At 60.0% G+C, this 11,964-nt stretch carries 6 protein-coding genes and 3 pseudogenes; 6 read left to right on the top strand and 3 right to left on the bottom strand.

Features of this window, described 5'->3' with window-relative positions; translation table 11 throughout:
- Window positions 1-265: 265 nt before the first annotated feature.
- From AAAC48_RS26780 to AAAC48_RS26770, 3 genes and pseudogenes are all read left to right on the top strand, one after another.
- A pseudogene (locus tag AAAC48_RS26780) lies at window positions 266-772 on the top strand (transposase); the annotation flags it as partial.
- Between the two features lie 168 nt (window positions 773-940).
- Window positions 941-4,321: an AAA family ATPase gene (locus AAAC48_RS26775; RefSeq protein WP_340657110.1), complete on the top strand. Its 3,381-nt coding sequence runs from the start codon at window positions 941-943 to the stop codon at window positions 4,319-4,321.
- 127 nt (window positions 4,322-4,448) lie between these two features.
- Window positions 4,449-4,583 (top strand): annotated as a pseudogene (locus tag AAAC48_RS26770) (IS256 family transposase); the annotation flags it as partial.
- Between the two features lie 326 nt (window positions 4,584-4,909).
- On the opposite strand, the gene AAAC48_RS26765 reads toward AAAC48_RS26770, so the two are convergent.
- Entirely contained in the window at window positions 4,910-6,625 is a 1,716-nt protein-coding gene (locus AAAC48_RS26765; protein WP_340657109.1) for an adenylate/guanylate cyclase domain-containing protein, read from the bottom strand.
- Between the two features lie 239 nt (window positions 6,626-6,864).
- Between AAAC48_RS26765 and AAAC48_RS26760 the strand changes: the two genes are divergently transcribed.
- The gene (locus AAAC48_RS26760) at window positions 6,865-7,962 is read left to right on the top strand and encodes a glycosyltransferase family 4 protein (RefSeq protein ID WP_340657108.1); all 1,098 of its coding nucleotides are present in this window, start codon (window positions 6,865-6,867) and stop codon (window positions 7,960-7,962) included.
- Entirely contained in the window at window positions 7,949-8,701 is a 753-nt protein-coding gene (locus tag AAAC48_RS26755) for a polysaccharide deacetylase family protein (protein ID WP_340657107.1), read from the top strand. The genes AAAC48_RS26760 and AAAC48_RS26755 overlap by 14 nt, the downstream gene beginning before the upstream one ends.
- A 1-nt stretch (window position 8,702) precedes the next feature.
- Here the strand turns inward: AAAC48_RS26755 and AAAC48_RS26750 are convergent, their stop codons facing one another.
- On the bottom strand, window positions 8,703-9,533 hold the full coding sequence (locus AAAC48_RS26750; RefSeq protein WP_340657106.1) for an MBL fold metallo-hydrolase: 831 nt from the start codon (window positions 9,531-9,533) through the stop codon (window positions 8,703-8,705).
- 215 nt (window positions 9,534-9,748) lie between these two features.
- Between AAAC48_RS26750 and AAAC48_RS26745 the strand changes: the two genes are divergently transcribed.
- A complete protein-coding gene (locus tag AAAC48_RS26745; protein ID WP_340657105.1) occupies window positions 9,749-11,536 on the top strand; it encodes a metallophosphoesterase in 1,788 nt (595 codons plus the stop codon).
- 326 nt (window positions 11,537-11,862) lie between these two features.
- Here the strand turns inward: AAAC48_RS26745 and AAAC48_RS26740 are convergent.
- Window positions 11,863-11,964 (bottom strand): annotated as a pseudogene (locus AAAC48_RS26740) (cyclic nucleotide-binding protein); the annotation flags it as partial.

The raw sequence follows: 11,964 nt of genomic DNA, 5'->3' as shown, positions 1-11,964 counted from the left end.
TATAGCGGCTTCACTGACACTCAGCCCTAGCCAATCAAATACCGCTTTTTTCAATCCGGTTTCCGGGTGCGCGGGGTTCTTTATCATGGCTTTTGCTCCTGGTGGTGGTCGAGATAGTCAACCCGTTCGATGTCCTGTCCGCTAAAGCGAAACGTAACATGCTACTCTCCATTGACCCAAATTGATCAATAACCTTTCCGTTTGGTCGCGTCCCCGGAGGTGGTGTAGCTCGGCGTCAGCGAAGCCGCTCGCGGGCGCGCCCTCCATCAAGGCGGCCGTCGCCAAGGTGCTCAACGCAACCTGGCAGCGCTGCCGGGTCCACTTCATGCGCAACGTGCTGGCCCACGCCGGAAAGAGCGGGCGCCGCGTCGTCTCAGCCTTGATCGCCACCGCCTTCGCGCAGGAGACGCCAGAGGCCGCCAGCACACAATGGCGCGCCGTCGCCGACCAGATCCGACCGAAGGTGCCGAAGCTCGCGACAATCATGGACGACGCCGAGCCCGATGTGCTGGCCTACATGACCTTCCCGAAGGAGCATCGCACCAAGCTGCACTCGATCAACCCGATCGAGCGCATCAACCGCGAGATCAAGCGGCGCACCGATGTCGTCGGCATCTTCCCCAATGACGACGCCATCGTCCGCCTGGTCGGTGCTCTGCTGCTCGAGCAGAACGATGAATGGGCCGTCCAGCGCACCAGATACATGACGCTGGAAACCATCGCCACTTTGAGCGATAATCCCTTCATCAGCCTGCCCGCTGTGGCGCGCTGATCTTCCCGGCCCATGGCGAAGGCGGCCTCGTGAAGCTCGCCGGATCGTTCCAAATGTGGAAGGCTGCGGACTGGCCTCGCACTAAAATTTCCGCAGGGCATGTCCGCCGACTCCTCCGCGACTTTGACGACTGGCTCTATGGCGAGGAGCAATCGGAGACCAGCAAAGGTGGACATCCAGGTTTGGCTACGCACCCTTGGCCTCGAGCAGTACGATCAGGCGTTCCGCGACAACGGGGTCGATGGTGAGGTTCTGCCGAAGCTGACGGCCGAGGATCTCAAAAATATCGGCATCACCGCCGTTGGCCATCGGCGGAGGTTGCTCGAAGCCATCGCGGTGTTGCGCCAGAGCGGCAGTGATGAAGACCCTACATTGGCGCAGGGAACCAAGAAGCCTGCGCAGGCCCACACGGTTCGCGCAGCCGAGGCGGAGCGTCGCCAACTGACGATCATGTTCGTCGACCTTGTCGACTCGACGGCGCTGTCGAGCAGGCTCGATCCTGAAGAGATGCGCGATGTCATACGTGCGTTTCAGAACGCGGTCGCGGGCGACGTCGCAAGGTTCGAGGGCCACGTCGCCAAGTTCATGGGCGATGGGGTGCTCGCCTACTTCGGCTGGCCGCGGGCGCACGAGGACGAGGCCGAGCGCGCCGCGCGCGCCGGGCTGGCGGTCGTTGATTCGATCGCAAGGCTCGCGACCCCGGCACAAGCGGCGCTGGCGGTACGTGTCGGCATCGCAACGGGGCTGGTGGTGGTGGGCGATCTCATCGGCGAAGGAGCGGCGCAGGAGGAAGCGGTGGTCGGCGAGTCGCCGAACCTAGCGGCGCGGTTGCAAGCATTGGCTGCGCCTGGCCAGATCGTGATCCCGCTCGCGACGCGCCGACTGCTCGGCGGGCTGTTCGAGCTCGCCGACCTGGGCCTGCACGACCTGAAAGGGTTCGACGCCCCGATCCGCGCGTGGCGCGTGCTTCGCGAGAGTGCCGCCGAGACCCGGTTCGAAGCGCGCGCGATGAGCGGCCTCGCCCCCACAGTTGGGCGCGAGCACGAGTTTGCTCTGCTCGCGGAGCTCTGGAGCAAGGCCGCGTCCGGCGAGGGGCAGGTGGTCCTGCTCTCCGGCGAGCCCGGCATCGGCAAGTCGCACCTGATTCAGGCGCTCCGCGAGCGCCTGCGGGACCGGCCGCACATCCGCATCCGCTGCCAGTGCTCGCCGTTCCACGCAAATAGCGCCCTTCGCCCGTCGATTGTCCAGCTCACCCGCGCGGCTGGCTTCCATCCACACGATTCGCCGAGCGTAAAACTCGACAAGCTGGAGCGCCTCTTGGCGCGGTCCACAGACAAGGTCCGGGACGTCGCCCCTTTGTTGTCGGCGCTCCTTTCGCTCCCGGCAGGCAGCCGCTACGCACCCCTGAACCTCAGCCCTCAGCGCCAGAAGGAGCTGACCCTCGAGGCTCTGGCCCGGCAGCTTATTGGCTTGGCGGCCCGCCAGCCCGTGCTGATGGTTTTCGAGGATATCCACTGGATTGATCCAACTTCGCTAGAGCTTCTCGACCGATTGGTCCAGCGGATCCCCCGCCTTGCAGTATTGGCGATCTTCAGTTTCCGCCCTGAGTTCGAGCCGCGGTGGATCGGCCACCCGCAGGTCACCTCGCTCACGCTGAACCGCTTAAGCCGCCGGCAGGGCACGGCCCTGGTGGAGCGGTTGACCGGGGGCAAGGCGCTGCCGGGCGGGTTGCTCGAGCAGATGATGGCCAAGACAGACGGCGTGCCCCTGTTCCTCGAGGAGGTGACCAAGGCCGTAATTGAATCTGACGTGCTGACCGATGAAGGCGATCGTTACGCACTCTCGGGCCCGCTGCCACCGTTGGCGATCCCTGCAACCCTGCAGGATTCTCTGCTGGCGCGGCTCGATCGGCTAATGACGCCAGCGCGGGAGGTCGCGCAGATTGGCGCCGCCATCGGCCGCGAATTCTCTTATGAGCTGCTGGCGGCGGTCGCGCAGCGCGAGGAACGGGAACTGCAGGGCGCCCTCGACCAACTAATCAGCGCCGAACTCGTGATCGCGCGCGGTCGGCCGCCGCACGCGACGTTCATCTTCAAGCACGCATTGGTGGGAGATGCCGCTTATGCCACCTTGCTGCACAGTCGCCGCCAGCAGCTGCACACCCGGATCGCCCACGCGCTCGAGCAGCATTTCGGCGAGGTCGTCGAACACGAGCCCGAGATCGTGGCTCAGCACTATATGGCTGCAGGCCTCTCTCTTCAGGCCATCAGCTATTGGCAGCGCGCGGGAGAGAGCGCCAACGACCGTTCGGCGAACGATGAGGCCCAGAGCCATCTGCAGAAAGCGCTGAACTTAATCGAAACGCTCCCTGCGGGCCCGGAGCGCCAGCGGCGCGAGCTCGCAGCGCTAACGGTGCTGGGCCGCGTGCTCACCGCCAAGAATGGCTACGCAAATGCCGAGGTCGAGCGGGTATATTCTCGCGCGCGCCGCCTTTGCGAGGTGATGCCAGAAGATGCGGATGTCTTCCCGGTTCTGCTCGGCCTGGCCATCTACTCGGCCACGCGCGCCGAACTCACGTCGGCGCACGAGCTGAGCGGACGGCTTCTCGACCTTGCCCTGCAGAGTAACGATCCCGTGTGGGTGGTCGAAGCCCATTATGCTCGGGGAATCAGCTTTTCTTGGCGCGGCGACTTCAGGGAGGCACGGAAACATTTAGAGCTGGCCTCCGAAGCGTATCGCCCACAGCAACATCGAGCTCATCTCGCGCTCTACGGCCAGGATCCCGGACCGATTTGCCTATGTCGCGGTTCAGCGGTGCTTTGGCACCTCGGCTACCCCGACCAGGCGCTGACCCGGATGGAAGACGCCCTTGTCTTGGCCGAGCGATTCGCGCACCCCTTCAGCCGCGCTTACGTGCTGATATGGGCAGCGTGGTTACGACTATTTCGACGCGAGGTGGCCGAAGCCGAGGAGCGGATCGACCGTGCGCTCACGTTCGCGACCGAGCAGGCGTATCCCTTCTGGGCTGCCATGGCCGCCCAGCAGAAGGGATGGCTCTCGGCGAAGCAGGGCCAGAAGGAGCGAGCGATCGCCCAAATTGAGGATAGCCTGGCCCGGATGCAGGCCGTCGGAACGCAAGTGACGCAGGCGTACACGATGGGATTCCTCGGCGAGGTGCTCGGGAGTGTCAATCGCGCGTCGGACGGCGTGCGCCTGATCGATCGGGCTCTCGACCAGGTGAACCGGACCCGCGAGCAGTGGTGCGATGCCGAATTGCTGCGGCTCCGAGGTGCCATATGGGCTGCCGCAGAACCAAGCGATTGCCACGAGGCTGAAATCTCGTTCCGCCAAGCGATCGAACGGTCTCGTGAGCAAGGTGCCAAATCCTGGGAGCTCCGCGCCGCCACATCGCTTGCGCGCCTTTTGGCCGAACAGGGCAAGCGCGCCGAGGCGCACGACCTGCTCGCGCCGACCTATGGCTGGTTCACCGAGGGCTTCGACACGCCAGATCTAAACGAAGCCAAGGCGCTGCTCGACGAGCTCCGGTGATGCTGTGCCGTTGATTGGGGCTTTGAAAACAGGCCCTAGCGCCATCCGGAAACTCGCGGGTAACACAACAATCTCACCGACCAGGCGGACGATGGCGTCGTCATTGGGGAAGATGCCGACGACATCGGTGCGCCGAATCGGTGCTCTGCTGCTCGAGCAGAACGATGAATGGGCCGTCCAGCGCACCAGATACATGACGCTGGAAACCATCGCCCCTTTGAGCGATGATCCCTTCATCAGCCTGCCCGCTGTGGCGCGCTGATCTTCCCGGCCCATGCCGGAGAGCGCGGCGACCACGCCGTCAGCTACACCACGCCGCGGGACACGATCTTTCCGTTTTCCTTTGAGCGGATGCAGCTTGAATGCCGGCAATCTCAAATGTTCTGGTGCTTCAGCTGCGCCCAATGCCGATCAGCGCCAGCGTTAGCTTGGCCATATGAGCTGTTTGAATCCCCCGCGTCGATCCGCTACGGCAATAGTCCTCAAGCCCTTTGTGTCGAAGCTAACGATCATAATCAAGTGCAATGCGTAACGGCACAACGCTTGGAGATTTTCTGGTCGATATTTGTCCATACGCGCCCCACCAGATCAAGCGAATCGGGCGCTCATTTCCTGCGGGATGATATAAACGCGCAGTGGTTCGGCCCTTCCGCGAATGGCGATTTCCCGGCTTTCAAGTGCCTGTGTGTCCGAACCTGCCAGGAGGATCGTCGGTTCCGACGCGACCAGCGTGGCGTCGAGCTCTTTGGCAACGCTCTCAAGACGGCTGGCAACATTGACTGTATCGCCGATCGCGGTGAGGTTCTTCACTGCTCCATAGCCCATGGCACCGACGATGACGGGACCGGTATGGATACCTATGGCAACGCGGATTGGCATGGGGAGCTCGCCCGCCAATTCCTCATTCAGACGTTCGATCTCCATCGTAATGATCGCGGCTGCTTTCAGCGCATTGCGGCACGCTTCCTCGGTCGAGCCTCTCAGTCCAAATAGCGCCATTGCGCCGTCACCGATGAACTTGTCCAGGCGGCCGCCGGAACGTTCGACCGCCTGGCCGATGATGGCGAAGTAGCGATTGAGCAGGAAGACAATGTCATAGGGCAGTTGCGCTTCGGTGAGCATGGTAAAGCTGCGGATATCGCAAAAGAGGATGGCGATTTCCTGTTCGCGGCCAGGATTAACAGGCTGGCTGCCGACCGGCACGATACCATCCACAGAGGGAACGAGCAGCGGCACGACGCTGATATCGCTTACAGGGTGCAGCTGACAGGCGAGGCGCACGCCGGGATCTGCACCAATCCGGTTGAGCGTCGCCTGTTCTGTCGATTCTGGAGGCGGCAGCGTCGCCACTCCTTCGACGACCTGGACCCTACAGGTGGAACATCTTCCCTTGCCGCCGCAGACCGCATAGTGCGGCACGCCGCCCAGACGGCTTGCTTCAAGGACGCTGAATCCGCGCGGGACCCGAACCGTTTCGCCGCCTGGATAGCGAACTTCGATCTGATCAGCCCGCTCTCGCCAGCTGCGGCGTGTACGCAGACCAACAACGATCAGCAAGGTTGCGGCAAATCCGCCATAAAGCGTGAGCTTGGCCATTTGCAGGCGCTGCAGCCGAGCGGCGCGGACGGCAGCGGGCATGTCGTGGCTTCTTGCGCCATAGGCCGAAGAATAACCACTGCCATAGCTCGATTGCACCGGCTCACTCTCGAGGATCCGCCCGGTATCAGCAAAGCCAAGTAGGGCGAGGACCGGCAGGAGAATGGCAAAAGTAAGTAGGAACGGTGCCGCCTTCGGATACCATTTGCGGTAACGCAGCCAGAAATGGACGCCGATACATCCATGCGTCCAAACGACAAGAAGCGCCATGGTCTGGCGCAGACCGTTCGCCGGTGATTCGATCCACAGGGCGCGTATGACCGCCTCGTAGCTGTCCTGAATGCCTACCAATTCGAAGCGAATGCGGGTGGCGATCACATGTTCGATGATGAGGAGGGGGATCAGCAGTCCGAGAATGATCTGCAGTGCCTCGCGCATTGGCATGACGAATGTACGGTGCATATAGAGCGATCGCATGACAAGCGCGATATGGACGAAAACCGCTCCATAAAGCAGCAAGGTCCCGACAGGATTGCGCCAGATTGCTGTGAACCACAGCCGCCCTTCTTCGGCGGCCGTCAGAGAAATCAGGTTTAGCGCGTGATTACTGAGATGCAGCGTCACAAAGACGAGCATGATCAGCCCCGAAACCAGTCGTGCCCTGCGCAGGGATCGTTCGGAAAAGCGGGGCGCTGCTGCTATTGTCATGAATACCTTGATTTATGCCGACTAATCTAAGCGACAGATAATGATTTGGCGAGATGAACACTGTGTGCGCAATTGCTCTTTTATAATGGCAAGACAAGGCCTGCCCTTCATGACAATTATGTGTATCTCGCGTGTTGGACGGGCCTATCAGTCTTACGCACATCCTGCTTGCAATTACCGGCAAATGCGTGTGCATGCTTCGTAGGTCGAACACCCGTTAAGCACAAATCATAAAACTCATGCATATTGCTTTTTACGCCCCTCTCAAATCGCCCAATCATCCGGTCCCGTCGGGCGACCGGCAGATGGCGCAGCTTCTCGTCGCGGCTTTGAATGAGGCGGGGCATAGCGTCGAAATCGCTTCGCAACTGCGCAGCTTTACCGCTACACCCGACCCCGTCGAACGCAAAAAAGTTGCCGCCTCGGCCAAGCAGGAAATAGTGCGCCTGATGGACCAGTGGCGGCAAGGAACAAAGCCAGATCTCTGGTTCTGCTACCATCCCTACTACAAGGCACCTGATCTGATCGGCCCAGCACTCGCGGCGGCGCTCAGCATTCCCTACGTGACGGCCGAGGCGTCCTATTCAAAGCGGCGGGATGATACGGGCTGGGCCGGGTTGCAATCGCTGGTCGTTGATGCCGCGCGACAGGCGGCGGTGAATATTTGCTTTACGCAGCGTGATGAGATTGGCCTATCCAGTGCTATCCCGGAGGCGCGGGTCGCGCGATTGCAGCCATTCATCGATGTTTCGGCCTTTCGAACAGAGCCTTCGAGCAGGAATCCTTATCGTCTCGTGACAATCGCAATGATGCGGCCGGGGGACAAGCTCGAAAGTTACAAAATGCTCGCCGAAGCGCTGGCCCTTATTGAAGATCGAAGCTGGAAACTGAGTGTGATTGGCGATGGGCCAACACGCAATGAGGTGATGGCATTGTTCTCTACATTCGGCGCGGGCCGGATCGAGTGGTTGGGTGAACGCAAGGCTGCGGACGTCGTACACCTTCTCTATCTGGGCGGAACCTATGTTTGGCCGGGAACCGGCGAAGCCTACGGCATTGCCTACATGGAAGCGCAGGCAGCCGGATTGCCGGTCGTGGCACAGGCGACCGCCGGAGTACCGGAGGTCGTCAGGAATGGCGTGACCGGTACACTGACAGAGGCTGGCAATGCAAAGACCTTTGCAGGAGCCATCGGCCAGATGCTTGACAATCAAGAGCAGCGGGAAGTGATGGGCACTGCGGCGCGGCGCTTCATACTGCAAGAGCGTTCGCTTGACATCGCATCCAAGCGGCTTGATCAGATATTGCGGGAGCATGGGGCGAATGACGGACGATAAGCTATGGCAGCCACTGCGCGCCGAACTCGCGCGCTGGATCCATGCGAACCGCAGCGCACGTTTCTGGCTGCGCGATGACGACGCCATAAAGCCCACAAAAGCGCTCGACCGACTTTTGGCACTTGGCCGGGAAAATGCGGTGCCTATGACGCTTGCGGTGGTCCCCGCACATGCCGAAAACGCCCTTTGCGACCAGCTGACTGAGGAGCGAACCATAAGCGTTGCCGTACATGGCTGGTCGCATGAAAACCATGCACCGCAGGACGAGAAGAAGCAGGAACTTGGATCACATCGGCCGCGTGAGATCGTTCTTCGCCAGCTCCGGGATGGTTATTCGCGGATCGAGGAGCTGTTTCCAAAGCAGTTCGTACCAGTGCTGGTGCCTCCTTGGAACCGTATCGATCCGCTAGTGTTGCCGCAATTGCCAGCGCTTGGCTTTAAAGCCTTGTCTGTAATCGGGAAGGTCAAGCCGAAACATGCGGCTTTCCTGCCGGTTATCAACACCCATGTGGACCTGATGGATTGGCATGGCACGCGTGGTTGCCGCGCTCATGGTGAGCTGGTCGCGGCAATCGTCAGGGAATTGCAACAGCGCTTTGACGGCACCGATGAGCCCATCGGTATCCTCACCCACCATCTGGTGCATGACGAATCCGCCTGGGCATTCCTGCGCAAGCTCTTTGCGGTTGTCGCCGAGGCGCCGGGTGGCCATTGGGTTTCCCTGCGGGAACTGCTCTAGCCTACAGATCGATCACCTGAAAATCACGGGCCGCGAAAGCGCCCGCAAACTGTTCTTTCGACAGGCGCTCGAATTCGTCGAGTTCATCATCGGTCCGCGACGGCGCATGGTGGAACAGCGCAAGCTTGCCGACTTTGGCTGCGTCTGCAAGCAAGACGCCGTGCTGCCAGGTCGAATGGCCATAACCAAAACGGCGCGGCATCTCGTCTTCCGTATAGGTGCAATCATAGACAACGAGGTCGGCACCCTTGATGAGTTTCATGACGACAGGATCAAGCTTTCCTGCCTCGTGCTCGGTATCAAAGATCAGTGCCAGGACACGCCCTGCCCATTCGACGCGGTAGCCAATGCAGCCGCCGGGATGATTGAGACTGCCGGTGCGGATGGTGATGCCCTCGAAAGGTGAAAGCACGTCGCCGGAGCGGAAATCGCGAAAGCCAATGCTGGCCTTGCAAATATCCGGTTCAATCGGGAACCATGGTGGGCGCATGAATTGCTTGACCATTTCGCGCGTGGTCATGACACCGGCCATATGTCCGGACCACAGCCGCACATTCATCATCGGGTTGTAGAGCGGTGCGAAATAGGGAAGGCCGATGATGTGATCGTAGTGACAATGGGTAAAGATGATGTCTACGTGATCGACACCTTCCTGCGCCACGGCCTCACCCGCCTGCCGCACGCCTGAACCCATATCAAAAATCAGCTTGTGTTTGCCGCACTGGGCTTCAATACACGCGGTGTTGCCGCCATACCGTTTGTACTCGGGTCCCGAGACGGAAACGCTGCCACGCGTTCCCCAGAATTTCACCCGAAACACTTCGTCGTTCATACCGCTCTTTACACCCAAATTCCCCGTCTTTTACGGGCATCGTAACCAAACTGCATTCGTTAAGCGAGGCTTGGATTTCGTTTTATTTATCAACGGCGCAATTAAAGCCTGCGTCAGACCATATGTAAGCGATAGTGAATTGATTTTTAAGCTTTATGACATTTGTCGCGACAAATGTATAAGTTGGTCAGTCTCTCACCTGGAACGTACGATCCATGTCTTCTTCGAAATACCCGCCGATTGCTGTCATTGCGGATGCGCATTTTCATGACCTTTATGGCGACTATGATTTCGACGGTATCGACGTTGACGGGCGCAGGATGACTGCCCGCCGCCTGACCGACACGGTGCGGTCGACGCGGGTATTCAATGAAAGTTACCATGCCTTGCGGGCTGCACTCGATAGGGTGGTGGCGCGCGGGATCAGCCACGTCGTTTTGCTTGGTGACTATTCCGACGATGGCCAGGTGGCGACGCTTGCCGCACTGCGCACGCTGCTCGACGGCTATCGCGAACACCATGGCCTCGTTTTCATCGCGACACCCGGCAATCACGATATTTTCGGTCCGAACGGCCGCCCCCACGCCAAGCGCCTGCTCAATCCGGACGGGACCTATACGATCGTGGCGAGCGACGGCGAATTTGTTGACGACGACGCGGACGGCATGGTGATCACCAACAAGATGTATTGTCCAGGTTACCCCGCGGGACTGGAGGCACTGCCCGATATCGGATTCTTTGGCAGATCCGCTGATATTTATTGGGAAACGCCGTTCGGGACTGACGGCGATCCGGCAAAACGGCGCTATTTCGTGTCTTCGCCAAATGGGCAAAACATATATCAACTGATGGATGCATCCTATCTGGTGGAGCCGGTAGCGGGCCTGTGGCTATTAATGATCGACGCCAATGTGTTCGAGCCGCGCGACGGCGACTTTGCCGAAGGCGATGCCGGTGCGTTCATTGACAGTACCAATGCCGGGTGGAACGCCATGCTGAAACACAAGCGCTTCGTATTGGATTGGGCGAAGGAAGTTGTGGCAAGGGCAGAGCGCGAGGGCAAGCAGTTACTCGCATTCTCGCATTATCCGATGCTGGATATGTTGGACGGAACAGCCGATGACGAGCGCGCGCTGATCGGCAAGACAAGTTCGACCGAGCGCACGCCCTCACCAGATCTGGCAAAAGCCGTGATTAATGCAGGCTTACGCATTCATTTCAGCGGCCATCTGCATGTCAACGATACCGCGCGCGTGCAGGGTGAGGGGGGCTCGCTGGTCAATATCGGGGTTCCATCGCTGGTCGCTTTTCCGCCGGCGTTCAAGATTGTGACGCTCGAAGGTACAAGGCTGCGGGTTGAAACGGTGAGCCTCGATCATCTGCCCACCGATCCTGCCGTAAACAGCCAATACCGTGTCGAGATCAATCTCACCGGCAAAAAGGTTGGGAGAATGCTCGATGCTGCAAATTACGGGGAATTCCTCTCGGAGCATGTCGACCAGCTGGTCGTGCATCGTTACCTGCGGCGCGAGTGGCCGAAAGATCTCGCGCGGATCATGCCGCAGCTCAATCTCGGCGACTTACTCGTGCTCAGCCAGTGCAAACAGCCAGTCCCTGTCGAGGATGCGGTTGCATTGATTCATGCCGAGCGGGCACGCGAGGGCGCCCTTGCCAGCAATCAAGCGCTGCTTGAGGCGAGAGGCATTCGGAGGGATCAGCTGGATGCGATCCCCGTTCTCGGCCTGCTTGGCGATTGGTACCGCCTGCGCCTGGGAAGCGAGATGGCACTCGAGCGCATTTCGCCGCAGCGGCTTGCGGCCTATCGCTTCCTGATTGAGGTCTATTCCAGGCACATTGCTAATCAGATCGGCTGTGCCCAGGAACGGTTTGGGCGGATGCTGCGAATGATGGACCGCTATCTGTCGGGTCTGCCTTCACGCAATTTTGCAGTTGATCTGGTGAGCGGCGAGATTACGCCGGAAGCGGATCAGTCAGCGGGTTGATCACAGTCACCGGCAAAGGCTCGAAATGCTTCACATTTGCGGAAAGGACGGTGAGGCGTCGGCACGGGCAGTGCCGCCAGCGCGCCTGAGTTTGCAATGCCGCGGTCAATTTCCAGGAAGGCGACTATGGGAATAAGGAATTTTCCTGCGTTGTCTCGCATCCATCGCTCAACATTGGTCGCGACAGGAGGTTTCCCAAGCGCGAAGATGGACAAAATGGAAGTATCTAACAGATAGCTGGCAGAAAACCCACAGGTCAATCTCACGCGACGGGGACATACGAACACCAGGGGAAACTGTCAGGAAAAACGGGGGCCTGCTGATCGTTACTTCGCCGCCTGCTTCTGTTTGCTGCGCGCCTCGCTGAGCTCGGTCGTCGTATGGCTGAGACGGTCGGCCAGGACCCGCATAATTTCGATGGTCATCTC

The sequence above is a fragment of the Phyllobacterium sp. genome, from assembly GCF_037994405.1.
In the GTDB taxonomy this organism is placed as follows: domain Bacteria; phylum Pseudomonadota; class Alphaproteobacteria; order Rhizobiales; family Rhizobiaceae; genus Phyllobacterium.
The sequence above is the reverse complement of the archived record's forward strand: the minus strand, read 5'-3'. Positions and strand labels throughout refer to the sequence as shown.